Genomic DNA, 17,027 nt, shown 5'->3' with positions numbered 1-17,027 from the left:
AACAGAAGGGACAAGAGAATGAGCGCAGACGCAGTTCTCCAGCTGATCAAAGACGAAGAAGCGGCCTATGTGGACATCCGTTTCACCGACACGCGCGGCAAGCTGCAGCACGTGACCGTGGACGTGGACCTGGTCGACGAAGACTTCCTGGAAGAGGGCTTCATGTTTGACGGCTCCTCGATCGCCGGCTGGAAGTCGATCGAAAACTCGGACATGAAACTGATGCCCGACACCACCTCGGCCTATGTGGATCCCTTCTACGCCGAGAAAACCATCGTTGTGCACTGCTCGATCGTTGAGCCCGACACCGGTGAAGCCTATGAGCGTGACCCGCGCGGCACCGCCGAAAAGGCCGAAGCCTACCTGAAGTCCTCGGGCATTGGTGACGTTGCCTACATGGGTCCGGAAGCGGAATTCTTCCTGTTCGACAACGTGCGTTTCGCCAACACCATCAACAAAGTGTCCTACGAAGTAGACGCGGTTGACGGGTCGTGGAACACCGACACCGAATACGAAATGGGCAACACCGGCCACCGTCCGGGTGTTAAAGGCGGCTACTTCCCCGTCAACCCGATCGATGACGCGCAGGAAATCCGTTCGGAAATGCTGTCGACCATGAAGCGCATCGGCATGAAAACGGACAAGCACCACCACGAAGTGGCGTCCTGTCAGCACGAGCTGGGCCTGATCTTTGACAGCCTGACCAAACAGGCCGATGAGCTGCAGAAATACAAGTACATCATCCACAACGTGGCGCACGCCTACGGCAAATCGGCTACCTTCATGCCGAAGCCGATCTACGGTGACAACGGCACCGGCATGCACGTGAACATGTCGATCTGGAAAGACGGTAAGCCGCTGTTTGCAGGCGACAAATACGCCGACCTCAGCCAGGAAGCGCTGTACTTCATCGGTGGTATCCTGAAGCACGCCAAAACCCTGAACGCCTTCACCAACCCCTCGACCAACAGCTACAAGCGTCTGATCCCGGGTTTTGAAGCCCCTGTTCTGCGCGCCTACTCGGCCCGTAACCGTTCGGGTTGTGTCCGTATTCCGTGGACCGAATCGCCGAAGGCCAAACGTGTGGAAGCCCGCTTCCCTGATCCCTCGGCCAACCCCTATCTGTGCTTCGCAGCTCTGCTGATGGCCGGTCTGGACGGCATCAAGAACAAGATCGATCCGGGCGAAGCCATGGATAAGAACCTCTACGATCTGCCGGCCGAAGAACTGGCCGACATCCCGACCGTTTGTGGCAGCCTGCGTGAAGCGCTGGATTGCCTGGCGGCGGACCACGACTTCCTGCTGGCCGGTGACGTGTTCACCAAAGACCAGATCGACGGCTACATTGAGCTGAAGATGGAAGAAGTGGAACAGTACGAACACACCCCGCACCCGGTTGAGTTCGGCATGTACTACAGCTGCTAATCCTGCGGGATTGACAGCGAAGGGCGCCCCTCGGGGCGCCCTTTTGCGTTGAGGTGCCTTGGGGGCCTCAGGGTGTTCAGAAGGGTTGAACCCCGCGCGGCTTGCCGCCATGTTGATCCTTGCGCATGACCCCTCCGCATGAACAGAGAGACCTGCCCGCAATGGAGCTGCACAGCCTTTGGGATTTCAACGACCTATCTGCCAGCCGGACCCGGTTTGAGGCGGCCTTGGCCAAGGCCGAAACACCGGACGATCAGGCCGCCTGCCTCAGCCAGCTGGCCCGTCTGGAAGGGCTGGAACAGCATTTTGAAACCGCCGAAGATCTGCTGCGCCAGGCCGAAGACATGGGCCCCACCGCCGCTGTGACGGCGCGGATCACCCTGGAACGCGCCCGTCTGTCCCGCGATCGCAACCGCGAAGCCAATGCCGCCACCGGATTTCATCAGGCCGCGCGGCAGGCCCGTGCCGCCGGCGCTTTGGACGTGGCGCTGGACGCGCTGCATATGCAGGCCATCGCTGCTCCCGCCGCGGTCGCCGTTGCTCTGCTGGAACAGGCCGAAGCGCTGACCAAACGTGCGCCGCATCTGCGGGGCTGGTTAGGTCCGTTTTACAACAACCTCGGCTGGTCGCTGTTTGAAGAGGGCGACCCTGCAGCGGCGCTGGACATGTTTCAGAAAGACAAAGCGTTAAGGCGCAGCCTTGGCAGCGAACACGAACGCCGCGTGGCCGGTGTGAACTGCGCCAAGATGCTGCGGTTTCTGGGCCGCAACGCCGAAGCGCTGGATCAGCTGCAACGGTTGACGGTGGAAATTGGGCCGCAGGGCTTTGGTCTGGGACTGGTGTTTGAAGAACGCGCCGAGCTGGCCTTTGCTGCGGGTCGCAGCGCGGAAGCCCGGCAATATGCCGATCAGGCACGGCAGTTTTTCACCCGTCACGGGATCACGCCGGACCAGCAGCCCTCGCGGTTTGAACGGTTGGATCATCTGGCAGGCAAAGCCGCCACCTCTTGACCTGCCCGCCGTCCTCGCGGACCCTATAGGCATTGCAGCCCGCCTTTTCCGTCCGGAGATCCCGATGCCCCATTTCACCATGTCCCCCTCTGCCACCGCAGGTTTGACCTGCCTCTTCCTGTTCACGGCACCCCTCACCACCCTGCCCGCCACCGCGCAGGCCGCCACCTGTGGCAATACCGCCGTGGGATTTTCCGCCTGGAAACAGGACTTTGCAGCCTACGCCAAACGCAAAGGTGTCAAACAGGCCGGTCTTTCGGCGCTGGCCGGTGCCAGCTACGCCAGCCGCACCATCGCCGCCGATCGCAATCAGAAAAGCTTCCGCTATACGCTCGACAAGTTCCTGAAAATCCGCGGCGCCGACACCATCGTGGCGCTAGGGCGCAAACGCAAAGCCGCCAACCCCGCTTTCTACGCAGCGCTGGAAAAGAAATACGGCGTGCCTGCCGGGGTGGTCCTGGCCATTCACGGGATGGAAACCGGCTTTGGCAACTTCATGGGTGACAGCAATGTCATCGATGCCATCACCACGCTGGCCTATGACTGCCGCCGACCACAGTTTTTCACACCCCACGCTGTGGCCGCGCTGAAACTGGTGGATCGCGGCGGCCTGAGCGCCGGAACACAGGGCGCCAAACATGGCGAGGTGGGCCATACACAGTTCCTGCCGGAAAATATCCTGAAATACGGTGTAGACGGTAATGGCGACGGGCGGGTGGATCTGACCAACCTGACGGACTCCCTCACCTCCACCGCCAATTTCCTGAAAAAGAAAGGCTGGAAGAAAACCCGCGGCTATCAGGAAGGCGAACGCAATTTCAAAGTCATTCAGGAATGGAACGCCGCCGGTGTTTACCAAAAAGCCATCGCCCTGATGGCCGCCCGTATCGACGCCTGATCCCACCCCTTTCTTCTTGGCGCAAATATCCTGGGGTGAATACGGTCCAAAACCCCGTTTTGGACCGGAGAGGGGCAACGCCCCTCCCCCTTCCCGCCCACAATCCCCCCTCAGTAACAAACGCCGCACTCTCCCACGGATATGGCCCGAGGAGAGGGAAAATCGCTTTGAGCTGCATGGGGATAGACCTAGGGGCGGATCGGCTCTCTTGGGACAGAAACGGATGTCTAAGGAGGGCCAAAGAGATGGCGGAGGGGGGTAGGAATCTAACCAAAGTATAGGTCGCAATTAGGCAGACTTCGGCGCAGATTTTGAAAGTGAGGATTTTTTTGTGCGGTTTCCGGGAAATCCTGCTTCAGCCTTGCTGATGCGTGCCGGATCCTGGCCGCGTATCGCTTGGATCGGTCTGGTCAATCTTCGGAATGTTACATCGAAGAGATCATCTGATCCTATGTTCCTGTTTTGACAGTTGTCTGGGTCAGCACCCGGGTATTTCTGATCTTAGTCTTAGAAGCCGCCCAGAAGAGCCAGCAGGGGGAGGAAGCCAAGGAGGCTACTCATTCCGTCAATCCCGCCGCCATCATCTAGGCTTTCGGCACTGAGCGGTTCGTCTGGTTCCTCCTCTTGTTGATGTTGTTGCTGGTGTTCTCGGTCGGGGTCTGGGGCGGCGTTAAAGAGATCCGTTATTGGATCACTTGGTTCCGGACCGCCCGGATCGTCGTCCGGTAGACTGCCGGCGTAAAGCTCGCCCTCCTGATGTTCTCTGGCAACCATCTTGCCAAAGCCCGGCGTGTAGGCCGGATCGTCGACCACAAAGCGCACAATTTCATGCGCGTCGAGATCTGCGATGAAGACACCGTTCTGGAACACCTCGGCGGGGTCCAATTCGGTGATTTCGGCCGGGCTTTCATGCGAAGTGGGGTTATAGCCGTCCTGGACGCCCAGAACCTCCACCCGAATGGTGCCACCTTCTGCCAGGATCTGGGAGAAGTCGATCTGGGTCTGCACCGGCTCGTCGCTGACGTTCACCATGAAGCTGACAAAAGTGTCATCGCCATAGAAGGCATGTACCGAGGTGTCCTCGGCCACAACTTCGTGTTCGTCGCTGTTGGGGCTCAGGTCGATGGCCGTGGTGTCCGGCAGGACCTCGCTCATCATGCGGAACATTTCACCGGGCACGTTCAACGGGCCTTCGTCGCCTTCGTTGCCGGCGAGATTGGTGAGGTTGTTCTGCTGGATCGCCCAGACATGGGCCACATCGACACCATGTTCGGTAAACTCTTCGGTCATGTTCAGCAGCTCATGCGCCTGCTTCAGACCATAGTTGTCCTCAACGTCCCAATTGCGCGAAGCCTTCAGGTTCCATTCGGTGATGTATTTGTCCAGCTCACCAAACCGCTCATCCCAGAGCTGTTCCACGGTGCGCAGGTCAAAGTCACGGCTGCCGGCCTTGTCGGCGCCTTTTGAATAGATGTGCAGCGCCAGACCATCCACAGCCTCAATTTCCGAAGCCTTGTCAAACTCGGACATGATGATTTCATTCATCACCTTGGGCCAGGCCACATTGCCCGAATTGTAGATGTAATCTTCTTCGCTGAGGTTCAGATTATAATCTTCGTTGATCTGCGCCAGCTGCGCTTCACCGTTGCCGTACTGTTCATAGTCTTCCGACAGGCGTGAAGAGCCGTAGTTCTGGCCGTTCTGGACCAGAATATCGATGTCTTCAAAAACATCGGCTTCGGGGTGTTTGGAAATCTCGTCCTGAACGATTTCGGCCATCCGCGAAGACACCCGGCCATATTCCAGCGCCGACATTTCGCCGCTGCCCCAGTATTCATTGCCGATCTCAAAGGCGCGCACGGTCGGTTCACCATATTCGCCGTCCAGCGTGTCGCGGATGAACTGGCGCAGAACCGCATCGTCAATCGCTTCGGTGCGATGGCCGTTTTCGTCGGTTTCCTGGCTCAGGTAATAGCGGGTCGGCAACACGACGGTGACATCGATGTCGTTTTCTTCCGCATAGACCATGAAATCCGAATAGGGGATCAGCTCGACTTCGTTGCCGGTGTCGGGATCAACCGCAGAGGATTTGTTGGGGTCACGCAGATCAAAGTAATCTTCGGTCAGCGACCCACCCGGATAACGGATGTGTTCCACGCCGAGCGCTTCGACCTTTTCATCATAGGTGCCGTCTTCACCAATTTGATCTCGGCTCGACAGAACATTCGCGCCAAAGATGTCATTCGTGTATTCGTTTGCGCCCAGAGACTGTGCGTTTAGATAAATCATTACTGCTCCCCTTTTTCTAGCGAAAAGGTGGTTAGGGTGTGTTCTTCGTTTTTTTGAAGCGTCCCCAACCCTTATTTTTTTGATGCTCGATAGGAGGGGAGCTGCCGTATGTAGATTTCTGAGATCGAACCTGTGGAATCACCCGTGCCAAGTCCACGCGATCTGCAAAAGGCCGACTTATTCGAGGTCACATACCCCCCAAAGGAGGTGGCGATTCACCGAAAGAGCCGCAAAAATTTTCCTAAAATCTGGAGGGGTGGCGTCGTGGTCCTGTCGATTTAGCCACGCGCGCCAAACGCGAAAACCGACTCATGCACGCCATCGTGGCCCGAGTGATTCTCAAGCAAGAGTCACTAAGGTCAGGCGTCAAAGACGCGGGTATCGCACAGCTCAGGGAGCTGCGGACCACTTGCGTTCGATAGGGAAGTGCAAGCCTCATGCCATGCCGCCATTCTTTTTTTGTAGCGGCTTATTTTCTCTTACGTCGTGGGCGCTTAATGTGTTTAGCACTCTTTTCAATTTCTTCGAAAATTGTCACAGATTGTCTTATGAGTGATATTTTACAGACCCAGCTGCCCTATGATCTGGCCGCCCGGCGCCCCCTGCCAGGGATCACGCCAATGGAAATGGCGACCTGGATTCACGTGGACGAAGCCTTTGCAGCGCAGATGGCACTGCGCGGGCAATTGATCGCAGACAAACGCGACAAGGTGATTGGCCTGACGCCAGAAGGGGCTGCGCCTGCGGCGGAACTGCTGCAGATGGTTCTGACCCAGCTTTCTGCGCGGACAGACTATAAGGTCTCCTCAGATCAGGTGACCCGCCCCGATGGCATTGCAGTGGCGGTTGACCACGCCGATCCGCTCGCCACGCTTGGCCAGCTGGTGCAGGAAGACCTCTGTATCATGCAGAAACAGGGTGACGAGCATGTGCTGGTGGCAGCCGTGCTGTGTTTCCCTTCCAGCTGGACCCTGGCGCAGAAACTGGGACGGCCGCTGCTGGCGATCCATGTGCCGGTTGAAGAATATGATGACAATATTGGCAAACGGGTCCAGCGCCTGTTTGACGGGGTGCGCCCCGGCCGGCCGCTGTGGCGCTTCAATATCCTGTGGTATCCGGTGGCAACCCTATTCCATCCGCGCCGCGAATTTGACCGCCGCCCGCCCGAGCCGCCGGAAACAGCGCCGTTTTTGCGCACCGAGCGGCAGGGCATCCTGCGCCTGCCCGAAACACATGCTGTAGTGTTTTCGATCCACACCTTTGTCCTGGACGGAGATCAGGCCCGCCGGATGATGGCTGGGCAGGCTGATTAACGCAGCCCCGACGCGGCGCGCCGGTAGGTCGAGGTCATCACATAGTCCTTGCGCGGCCCTTTAACGGTCCAGGTTGCCTGCCACTGCGGCCAATCGGTGAAATCCATCACCACATCATACTGGTCCGGGCTGCACCAATGTGCCGCCGCCACCTGCCCGACCGGCGAAAATCGGAAAAACGCCCGCCCGTCGGCAAAGAACGTAGCGATCTCTGCCCCGGATTGCCGCCAGATGTAACGTTGTTCGCCCTGCATCGGCGGCTGTCCGGCCACCTGCAAAGTGCCACGCTCAGTCAGCAACACCCCGCCGTCCTGCGGGGCAAACAGCGCCTCGCCCTTCAGCGCCATATCGGGACCGACAGCGTTCTTGACCAAACGGTCAAGCTGCCAGCACCCCTCAAAGGCCGAAAGATCAAGATTTACGGGGGTCTGCGTCACCTTATCCGTCCTCCTGCCCTTGTCGTAGCGCCAGTGCGCGGCTAAAGAAACCGCGAGTTTACAGCCGATCAAGGAAAAACCGATGATCCCTCGTTATGCCCGCCCCGAAATGACCGCCATCTGGTCGCCGGAAACCAAATTCCGCATCTGGTACGAGATCGAGGCCCATGCCTGCGACGCTCAGGCCAAACTGGGGGTGATCCCGCAGGAAAACGCCGATGCCGTCTGGAAAGCCAAAGATGTCGAGTTCGACGTGGCCCGCATTGACGAAATCGAAGCCGTCACCAAACATGACGTCATCGCCTTCCTGACACACCTGGCCGAACATGTGGGCTCGGATGAGGCGCGGTTTGTGCATCAGGGCATGACCTCCTCGGACGTGCTGGACACCTGCCTGAACGTACAGCTGGTGCGCGCTGCCGACATTCTGCTGGCCGATATGGACCGCCTGCTGGCGGCGCTGAAAACCCGCGCGATGGAACATAAGGATACGGTGCGTGTGGGCCGCTCCCACGGTATCCACGCCGAACCCACCACCATGGGCCTGACCTTTGCCCGGTTCTACGCCGAAATGGACCGCAACAAGGCACGCCTGCAGCAGGCCCGTGAAGAGATCGCCACCGGCGCCATCTCGGGCGCGGTTGGCACTTTCGCCAATATCGATCCGGCGGTCGAGGAACATGTCTGCGCAGAACTGGGCCTCAGCCCCGAGCCGATTTCGACCCAGGTGATCCCGCGCGACCGTCATGCGATGTTCTTTGCTGTTCTGGGTGTGATCGCCTCCTCCATTGAAAATGTGGCGGTTGAAATTCGTCATATGCAGCGCACCGAAGTGCTGGAAGGCGCCGAGTTCTTCTCGATGGGTCAGAAAGGTTCTTCGGCGATGCCGCATAAGAAGAACCCGGTTCTGACCGAGAACCTGACCGGTCTGGCCCGCCTGGTGCGCATGACCGTCATCCCGGCGATGGAAAACGTGGCCCTTTGGCACGAACGTGACATTTCCCACTCCTCCGTTGAGCGTGGCATCGGGCCGGACGCTACTGTGACCCTGGACTTCGCCCTCAACCGCCTGGCCGGTGTGGTCGAGAAGATGCTGATCTTCCCCGACAACATGCTGGACAACATGAACAAGTTCCCGGGTCTGGTTATGTCGCAGCGCGTGCTGCTGGCGCTGACGCAGGCTGGTGTCAGCCGCGAAGATGCCTACGCGATGGTGCAGCGCAACGCGCTGAAAGTCTGGGAAGAGCGTGTCGATTTCCAGGAACTTCTGCTGGCGGATACAGAAGTTGTTGCCGCTCTGGGCGCAGACGGCATCAAGGAAAAATTCGACATGGGCTACCACACCAAACACGTCGACACGATCTTCAAACGGGTCTTTGGCGAGTCGTAAGCCCCAAACCCTAAGATTCTGTGAACATCGCCCCTCGTTTCTGGCAAACGAGGGGCGTTTTTATGGGCGACTTAATAATAAGGGCCATTTGTGCTAAGATCGGCTATCCTAAGTGGAGGCCCCCATGTTTCGAACTTTTGTAATTGCAGCGCTTTTGACCGTGACCCCAATGATTGCTCTTGCCGGAGGATGCTCGGGTGCCCATAGCAACCAGCAGGCCATGACCTGTATCGAGGGCACAATCTGGGACGAAACCACCCGATCCTGTGTAAAAGTCACCGGCTGAGGCGTCTTTTAACCCTGTCTTAATCTCTCTGTGATCGACTGTTTGGGCGAGAGCCCCTGAACAGTGGACCGGAATATGACTGCCCCAAACGATCTCATCGACCTGACGGCTGTGCCACCGCCCGGTACAGTACACCCAAAGGCCCCGCAATTTTTCCTCAACCAGCAGCAAAAAGCCGCTGTGGTTGTCCGGTTCCTTTTGGAAGAGGGCAGTGACATCCGCCTGTCTGACTTGCCGGTGGATCTGCAGGTGCAGCTGACCACGCTCATGGGCCAGATGCAGCCGGTGGACAGGACCACCTTGGCCCTGGTGGTTGCGGAATTTGCGGAGGAGCTGGAACAGCTTGGGGTGACCTTTCCACGCGATCTAAGTGCTGCGCTGCAGCTGATGGAGGATCGCATCACCCCGCGCAGCGTCGCGCAGTTGCGCAAACAGGCCGGGATCCGCCAGGATGGCGACCCATGGCAGCGGATCAACACCCTGACACCGGAAGAGCTGATTGAGGTTCTGGAGGCCGAGAGTTCGGAGATTTCAGCGGTCATCCTGTCAAAAGTTGAGACGGAGCTGGCAGCCAAAGTGCTCTCTGTGCTGCCGGGGGAGGTCGCCCGCCGTCTAAGCTACGCCCTGTCCAAAACCCGAAACGTCACCCCAGAGGCGGTTGATCGCATTGGGTTTTCTCTGATCGGCCAATTGGACAACAAACCAGAGCGCGCGTTTAAGGACGACCCGGAAAAGCGCCTTGGTGAGATTTTAAACCTGTCGAACTCGGCAACGCGGGAGGATCTGTTAAACGGACTGATCGCAGAGGATGCGCAGTTTGGCACAGAAGTCAGACGCAACATCTTCACATTTCAGGACATCGTGAACCGGCTTGCACCGCTGGATGTGCCGAAATTGGTGAAAGAGGTGGATCCAGAACAGCTGGCCACCGCTCTGGCAGCGGCGCCGACCCAGGGGCTGGGCCATGTTTCGGAATTTCTCTTGTCCCATATGTCCAATCGGATGGCAGCCAATCTGCAAGAGGAGATTTCGGAAGCCCCCCGGCCCGACCCGACAGATGCGGAGGCGGCGATGAATGCCGTGATCCTTGCCCTCAAATCGCTACAATCCCGCGGAGAGATTGCGCTGCGCTCACAAAAGGAGGACACGATCGGTTGACCCCTGCCCCGAAACGCCCCGAAACGCCCCGAAACCGCAAGGAGACAGGCCAACGTAAGACAATGACAAATATGGAATTCTGCGCTAAGTCGGACTGAAAGACCCACCAGGAACCGCTGCTGGGACGGGTCCCCAAACGATGCCGCCTGTCCCGGGCCGGCCGGGAGCTACAGGCAAAATGACGCAGAAATCCACCGCCATCCTCTTAATGATCGCCGCCATCTTCTTTTTTGCAGCCATGGACGCCACCGCCAAGGAACTGAGCCAAAGGGTGGGCACGGTGCAGGCGATTTGGGCCCGCTATGCCGGTCAGGCCGTAATGGTTTTTCTTATTGTCTTGCCCCGGCTCAAAACCGTGGCACGGACCCGCTATCCCGGATTGCAGTTTTTCCGGTCGGTCATCCTGATGGGCGCAACGGGCTGTTTCTTTTTCGGCATTTCCAACATCGGCCTGGCGGAAGCAACCGCGATTATGGATGTGAACCCGGTGCTGATCACCCTGGGTGCGGCGCTTTTCCTGGGCGAACCCCTTGGTCCGCGCAGGGCGATGGGTATTGCGGTTTCGCTGATCGGGGCTTTGATCATTATTCGCCCGGGCAGCGGGGTGTTTTCGGCCTACGCGTTGTTCCCGCTCGGCGCAGCGATCTGTTATTCGGCCTACAATCTGGTGACCCGCTATGTTGGCATGAAGGAGGATCCCTGGACCTCGCTGCTCTACACGGCGGCTTTTGGCGCCCTCATCCTGAGTTGCATCGTGCCGTTTTACTGGCAGCCACTAGATCTGGCCGCCTTTGGACTGCTGATCCTGCTGGCAACTTTTGGCACCGTGTCTCAACTGCTGCTGATCAAATCCCTCAGCCTTGGGGAAGCGGGCATGCTGGCGCCTTTTGCCTATGTGGGGCTGATCTTTGCGACGCTCTGGGGCATGCTGTTTTTTGACGAATATCCGGATGTCTGGACCATTGTGGGGGCCCTTGTGATTGTGGCGTCCGGGCTCTATGTCTGGCACCGCGAAAACGCACAAGATGCGCAGCCACAGCGGAGCTGACCATGCCTGCCACACCGGCCAAAGAGCCCGTTCCCAAGCGCCTGCGTGCCTATCTGGCTAACGCCGTATTAAGCGCGCCATTGAAGCTGGCCTTGGCCCTGCCCTATGGGCTGCGGGTGCGGCTGATGGGAGGCTTGATGGGCCGCGTGCTGGCGCCGCCATTGGGCTACCGCAAACGGGTGCGGGCCAATCTGGACCTGGTCTGGCCCGACTTGCCGGAGGGCGAAAAACAACGTCTCTGCCGACAAGTGCCTGAAAACTTTGGCCGCACCTTGATCGAAATCTATTCCGGCACCGCCCTGAAGGCACATCTGGCAGACACCCATCCCGAAGGTCCAGGCCTGCCAGCGCTGCAAAAAGCCCATGCAGAGGGCCGACCCGTCATTCTGGTGTCCGGCCATTTTGGCAACCACGACACGGTGCGGGCCACGGTCAGCCGCGAATTCAGCCCCGTCGGCGCCCTGTTTCGCCCGCTGGACAACGCCTATTTCAATGCCCATTGGGAAGACGCGATCCGCGGTGTGGCGGAACCGGCCTTCCCGCGCGGGCGCAAAGGGCTGGCGCAGATGGTAAAATACCTGCGCGGCGGCGGTATCATTGCGCTACTGGTGGACCAACATGTGGGCGACGGGGCTGACCTGACCTTCTTTGGTCACCCGGCCAAGACCACCCTATCGGCTGCGGAAATGGCGTTGAAATACAACGCCTTGGTTCTGCCAGTCTTTGGTGTTCGTCAGCCTGATGGGTTAAGCCTCAAGGCGCTTATCCAAGAAGAGATCCCGCACTCCACCGCTGAAGAGATGGCGCAGGCGATGAACGACGCGCTGGAGGCAATGGTGCGGCAACATCCCGAACAATGGTTCTGGGTGCACCGGCGCTGGAAAAGCTGAAGATTAACGCAGCCGGGCGGCGTTCAGGATGCGGCCTGGCCCCTTTTTGGTGACTTCTTGCAGGATCACCACCACAGGCTCCGTTCCTTTGACCTTGGCCGACAGTGTCAGCGGGGCACGCATGTCCCAGTGATCCAGCCGTTCCCATGAGGTCACGATATTGACGTAAGAGATTGTCCGGCCAGCGTTTTCGCCGGACCGGATCTGCACCGAGCGCTGCGGGATATAACGCACCAGCTGCACCACGGTGCGGCGTGGCTTGACCTGCGGCACAGCCAAAATTTGCAAGGTATCGCCCGCACGCTGCAACGTCAGCTCAACCGGTACATCATGGCTGGCATGGCGTGAGATCAGCGCGGCAACATCCTTGGGGTGGTTGCCGACAACATGTTCCTGTCCGTTCACAATCATCTGCGGCGTGTAGATCGAACGACGTCCGGCGGCGGCGGCATAGGCTTTCTGGCGGGTGGTGAATTGGGGATCGGCAAAGGCATCTTTCCAGCCGATATAGTCCCAATAATCCACATGCAGCGCCAGCGGGATCACATCTTCGCGCCCGACCAGATCCGCCAGATAGGCATCTGCGGGTGGGCAGGAGGAACAGCCCTGCGAGGTGTAAAGCTCCACCACAACGGGGCGGTCGTCCGCCTGCGCGGCCCCGATAAAGGCAAGTCCGGCAACAAGGCCGGCAGTGAGCAGAGATGCGATCTGGCGCATGTGGTTCGTTCCCCAACGATGATCTTTGTTCCGTTCTAGGGGTATTGGATTGAAATGACCAATCAAGGATGTGTCACGAGAGGGTGAGGCCACTGTCACAAGCGGCGATCATGGCGGCAATGTCACAATTGTGAACAGACGCGCAGGGGCTGCGCGCTGGTTGCGCACCGAGGCGGCGCAATGATCGCTTGATCGGGGGCAACGGATGCGGCAGAAATTTCGCAGCAATACCCTTTTCACATTTCGAGGGAGGCCAAAATGCCCATTACCGTTGGACAGGATTCCGCCAAGACACGTCGGACCGTCACCGCAGGTTCCCAAACCCTTTCTTACTATTCTATTCCCGCTGCCCAAGAGGCAGGCCTTGGCGATTTTTCCAATCTTCCTGCGGCTTTGAAGGTCGTTCTTGAGAATATGCTGCGATTTGAGGACGGCGGGCGTACGGTGTCACTGGAGGACATCAAAGCCTTTGCTGACTGGGGCGCGCAGGGGGGGCAGAACCCGCGCGAGATCGCCTATCGCCCGGCCCGCGTGCTGATGCAGGATTTCACCGGTGTGCCGGCTGTGGTCGATCTGGCGGCGATGCGGGACGGCATTGTGGGGCTGGGCGGCGACGCGCAGAAGATCAACCCGCTGAACCCGGTGGATCTTGTCATTGACCATTCCGTGATGATTGACGAATTCGGCAATCCGCGGGCGTTCCAGATGAATGTGGACCGTGAATATGAGCGCAACATGGAACGCTACCAGTTCCTGAAATGGGGGCAATCAGCCTTTAACAATTTCCGCGTGGTGCCGCCAGGCACTGGGATCTGCCATCAGGTGAACGTGGAATATCTGGCGCAGACCATCTGGTCCGACACTGACCAGAACGGTGAGATGGTCGCCTACCCCGACACGCTGGTTGGCACTGACAGCCACACCACCATGGTGAACGGTTTGGCCGTGCTGGGCTGGGGCGTTGGCGGGATCGAGGCTGAGGCAGCGATGCTGGGGCAACCGATTTCCATGCTGATCCCTGAGGTGGTGGGCTTCAAGCTGACCGGAGAGATGGTCGAGGGGACCACCGCGACCGATCTGGTGCTGAAAGTGGTGGAAATGCTGCGTGAACATGGGGTTGTCAGCAAGTTTGTTGAGTTTTACGGCGACGGGTTGGACAATCTGCCGCTGGCGGATCGCGCCACCATTGCCAATATGGCGCCGGAATATGGTGCGACCTGCGGCTTCTTCCCTATCGATGGCGAAACCCTGCGCTATCTCCGTCAGACCGGGCGCGATGAGGATCGGATTGCGCTGGTCGAAACCTATGCAAAAGAAAACGGGCTTTGGCGGGGTGCGGAGTATGATCCGGTCTATACCTCCACGCTTGCGCTGGACATGGGCACCATTGTGCCGGCGATCTCGGGTCCGAAACGGCCACAGGATCATATCGCCCTGACGGACGCCAGCGCCGCCTTTGGCACAGAGATGGCAGAGACTTTCAAACGTCCGATGGACAAATCCGTGGCGGTAGCAGGCGAAGATTACGCTATGTCCTCGGGCAAGGTGGTGATTGCTTCGATCACCTCCTGCACCAACACCTCTAACCCCTATGTGATGATTGGGGCCGGACTGGTGGCGCGCAAAGCCCGCGAACGGGGGCTGGATCGCAAACCCTGGGTCAAGACCTCACTGGCGCCGGGGTCTCAGGTGGTGACGGATTATCTGGAAAAGGCGGGATTGCAGGACGATCTGGACGCCATCGGGTTCAACCTTGTGGGATACGGCTGCACCACCTGTATCGGCAACTCTGGCCCGATCCAGAAAGAGATTTCCGACGCCATTGCCGAAGGCGATCTGGTGGCCACCGCTGTGCTTTCCGGTAACCGCAACTTCGAAGGACGGATCAGCCCCGATGTGCGTGCAAACTATCTGGCTTCGCCGCCTTTGGTGGTGGCCTATGCGCTGGCGGGGGACATGAACATCGACCTGACAGCGGAACCGCTGGGGCAGGATCGTGAGGGCAAGGACGTGTTTCTGAAAGACATCTGGCCCAGCAACGCTGAAATCGCCGAACTGGTCGAACAGACCGTGACCCGCGACGCTTTCCTCAGCAAATACGCCGATGTTTTCAAGGGGGATGACAAATGGCGCGGCGTTGAGGTGCCACAGCAAGAGGTCTATGACTGGCCCGCCAGTTCAACCTATATCCAGAACCCACCCTATTTTCAGGGCATGGGAACGGAGCCGGGCTCCATCAGCAATGTCGAAGGCGCCAAGGTTCTGTTGATGCTGGGGGATATGATCACCACCGACCATATCTCGCCCGCGGGCAGTTTTGCCAGCACCACACCGGCAGGGCAGTATCTGTTGGATCGGCAGGTGCAACCGCGCGAGTTTAACTCTTACGGATCGCGGCGCGGCAACCATGAGATCATGATGCGCGGCACCTTCGCCAATATCCGGGTCAAGAATGAGATGCTTGATGGGGTCGAGGGGGGCTACACCAAGGGACCGGACGGGCAGCAGACTTCGGTTTATGAGGCGTCGATGGCCTATCAGGCGGCCGACACGCCGCTGGTGGTCTTTGGCGGCGAACAATATGGCGCAGGCTCCAGCCGCGACTGGGCGGCAAAGGGCACCGCGCTGTTGGGCGTAAAGGCTGTGATCGCCGAAAGCTTTGAGCGCATTCACCGGTCCAATCTGGTCGGCATGGGGGTGATTCCTTTAGAATTTACCGGTGGCGACAGCCGCACGACGCTAGGCCTGACGGGGGATGAAACCGTCAGCATCTCCGGCCTTGATACCGTCACGCCGCTGCAAGAGGTGCCCTGCACCATCACAATGGCGGATGGCACGGTGAAAGAGATCCAACTGAAATGCCGGATCGATACCGAGGTAGAGGTCGAATACATCGAAAACGGCGGCGTGCTGCACTACGTGCTGCGCAATCTGGCCAAAAGCTGATCGCTTTTCCCTTTTTCACACCACAACGAAGGGCGCCCCACGGGGCGCCCTTTGGTTTTGCGAGGTCACAAATTTCTACCTGACATCAACATGTCACAGGAAATTGGTCTTATTTTTACAACCCAATTGCTAAAATCCCGGCAGTTAGGTCGTACTAATGGATAGGCTATACGATTGGAGAGGGTCGTCTGGTCCGGTTTCTTGAAGCCCTTTTTTGCGTACCTCTTTTCAGCAACCTTTTAAGCACAGAGCGCCCGGCAATTTTGCCGGGCACCCCCAGTTCGATCTGGCCCAATCAGGCGGTGACGGGAGCTTTGGCCCAGGTGGCGATGTGATCTTTGGCTGCGGTCAATTCTACGCCGAACGTGGCCTCCAGCGCGGCGGTGTCGATCACCATTGCCTCAGGCTCCATCTGGACCAGTGCCCCGTAGAAATCGTTCAGCACAAACGCCATGCCCGGGGCCTGCAGCGCCTCTTCGACCCGGGCGCCAAAAGCTTCGGGTGTGCTGGGCTGGAAGCTGGCCGGACGGTCGATCCAGCCTGACAGGGCCTTTGCCAGTTCTGCGCCCAGCAAGGGGCCGGGGCTCGCAACCTCAAACGCCTGCCCCGCCAGATCCGGGCGTTGCAGGGCGGCAGCCGCAACAATTGCCTGATCGCGGTGCGAGGTCCAGCTGACCCGCTGTTCCGGGCGCAGCGGCGGGTAGTCCACCACACCTTTGTCGGCCAGTTCAGGCATGAAACCGGGGATCTGCAGATTTTCCAGATAGATCGTGGGTTGCAGCACAATGGCCGGAATACCGGAATTCAGAATCGCATCCCGCGCAGCCATATAGCCTTGGTTCATCATCGAGGTGGGGTAACGTTCACCGGTTGAACCGCTGGTGGTATAGACCAACAGGGGCAGTTCTGCCTCCCCTGCCGCAGCCAGCAGATTGCCAAGCCAGCGTTGCGGTGCTTCCGGATCAGTGGGCGCGGGCAGATGCACAAAGGCGGCGCCCACACCGCTCAGTGCCGCAACCAGCGCTTCGGGTTCGTCCAGGGTGGCGGCAACCGGCTGCGCCGCAGGGTGGCGGGCGGCAACGGAGGCGGTGCTGCGGGCGACGGCGCGGACTTTCAGCCCTGCCTTCAGCGCCTCTTCTACAACGGGGGCGCCCTGTGCGCCGGTGGCGCCAAATACGGCTACTTCTTTTGTCATCTCTGGTTCCTCATGATAAGGTGGT

Annotated in this window: 14 protein-coding genes; 10 read left to right on the top strand and 4 right to left on the bottom strand. The window is 59.0% G+C overall.

The genetic code is table 11. The annotated features are described in order from the left end of the window. Positions 1-18: 18 nt before the first annotated feature. The 3 genes from glnA (at position 19) to SIC14_RS15200 (ending at position 3,333) form a co-directional block, all read left to right on the top strand. Positions 19-1,425: a type I glutamate--ammonia ligase gene (glnA, locus tag SIC14_RS15210; RefSeq protein WP_412562763.1), complete on the top strand. Its 1,407-nt coding sequence runs from the start codon at positions 19-21 to the stop codon at positions 1,423-1,425. Between the two features lie 125 nt (positions 1,426-1,550). Next, positions 1,551-2,435, top strand: a complete 885-nt coding sequence (locus SIC14_RS15205; RefSeq protein ID WP_412562762.1) for a hypothetical protein — start codon at positions 1,551-1,553, stop codon at positions 2,433-2,435. 64 nt (positions 2,436-2,499) lie between these two features. Further along, complete coding sequence (locus SIC14_RS15200) at positions 2,500-3,333, top strand: lytic transglycosylase domain-containing protein (RefSeq protein WP_412562761.1); 834 nt, start codon at positions 2,500-2,502, stop codon at positions 3,331-3,333. A 507-nt stretch (positions 3,334-3,840) separates the two neighbouring features. Here the strand turns inward: SIC14_RS15200 and SIC14_RS15195 are convergent. After that, positions 3,841-5,622, bottom strand: coding sequence for a type I secretion protein (locus tag SIC14_RS15195; protein ID WP_412562760.1), 1,782 nt, complete (start codon positions 5,620-5,622; stop codon positions 3,841-3,843). A 548-nt stretch (positions 5,623-6,170) separates the two neighbouring features. Here SIC14_RS15195 and SIC14_RS15190 point away from each other — a divergent pair. Continuing rightward, positions 6,171-6,935, top strand: a complete 765-nt coding sequence (locus SIC14_RS15190; protein ID WP_412562759.1) for a heme-dependent oxidative N-demethylase family protein — start codon at positions 6,171-6,173, stop codon at positions 6,933-6,935. Here the strand turns inward: SIC14_RS15190 and SIC14_RS15185 are convergent. Further along, a complete protein-coding gene (locus tag SIC14_RS15185; RefSeq protein WP_412562758.1) occupies positions 6,932-7,372 on the bottom strand; it encodes a DUF6314 family protein in 441 nt (146 codons plus the stop codon). The genes SIC14_RS15190 and SIC14_RS15185 overlap by 4 nt on opposite strands. A gap of 82 nt (positions 7,373-7,454) precedes the next feature. Between SIC14_RS15185 and purB the strand changes: the two genes are divergently transcribed. The 5 genes from purB (at position 7,455) to SIC14_RS15160 (ending at position 12,144) form a co-directional block, all read left to right on the top strand. Continuing rightward, a complete protein-coding gene (purB, locus tag SIC14_RS15180) occupies positions 7,455-8,762 on the top strand; it encodes an adenylosuccinate lyase (protein ID WP_412562757.1) in 1,308 nt (435 codons plus the stop codon). Between the two features lie 124 nt (positions 8,763-8,886). Then, complete coding sequence (locus SIC14_RS15175; RefSeq protein ID WP_412562756.1) at positions 8,887-9,048, top strand: hypothetical protein; 162 nt, start codon at positions 8,887-8,889, stop codon at positions 9,046-9,048. 75 nt (positions 9,049-9,123) lie between these two features. After that, on the top strand, positions 9,124-10,206 hold the full coding sequence (locus SIC14_RS15170) for a FliG C-terminal domain-containing protein (protein WP_412562755.1): 1,083 nt from the start codon (positions 9,124-9,126) through the stop codon (positions 10,204-10,206). A 178-nt stretch (positions 10,207-10,384) separates the two neighbouring features. Next, positions 10,385-11,254: a DMT family transporter gene (locus SIC14_RS15165; protein WP_412562754.1), complete on the top strand. Its 870-nt coding sequence runs from the start codon at positions 10,385-10,387 to the stop codon at positions 11,252-11,254. 2 nt (positions 11,255-11,256) lie between these two features. Next, positions 11,257-12,144, top strand: a complete 888-nt coding sequence (locus SIC14_RS15160; protein ID WP_412562753.1) for a lysophospholipid acyltransferase family protein — start codon at positions 11,257-11,259, stop codon at positions 12,142-12,144. Positions 12,145-12,147: 3 nt separating this feature from the next. Here the strand turns inward: SIC14_RS15160 and SIC14_RS15155 are convergent, their stop codons facing one another. Continuing rightward, complete coding sequence (locus SIC14_RS15155; RefSeq protein ID WP_412562752.1) at positions 12,148-12,861, bottom strand: DUF1223 domain-containing protein; 714 nt, start codon at positions 12,859-12,861, stop codon at positions 12,148-12,150. A gap of 258 nt (positions 12,862-13,119) precedes the next feature. On the opposite strand from SIC14_RS15155, the gene acnA reads away from it, so the two are divergent. Further along, complete coding sequence (gene acnA / locus SIC14_RS15150) at positions 13,120-15,807, top strand: aconitate hydratase AcnA (RefSeq protein ID WP_412562751.1); 2,688 nt, start codon at positions 13,120-13,122, stop codon at positions 15,805-15,807. 295 nt (positions 15,808-16,102) lie between these two features. Here acnA and SIC14_RS15145 read toward each other — a convergent pair whose 3' ends face one another. After that, positions 16,103-17,002 carry an SDR family oxidoreductase gene (locus tag SIC14_RS15145; protein ID WP_412562750.1) on the bottom strand — a complete coding sequence of 300 codons (900 nt, stop codon included), beginning with the start codon at positions 17,000-17,002 and terminating at the stop codon, positions 16,103-16,105. Between the last annotated feature and the right edge of the window lie 25 nt (positions 17,003-17,027).

This window comes from Thalassobius sp. MITS945101 (genome assembly GCF_047123305.1).
In the GTDB taxonomy this organism is placed as follows: domain Bacteria; phylum Pseudomonadota; class Alphaproteobacteria; order Rhodobacterales; family Rhodobacteraceae; genus Thalassobius.
This window is presented reverse-complemented; position numbering and strand designations above follow the sequence as displayed.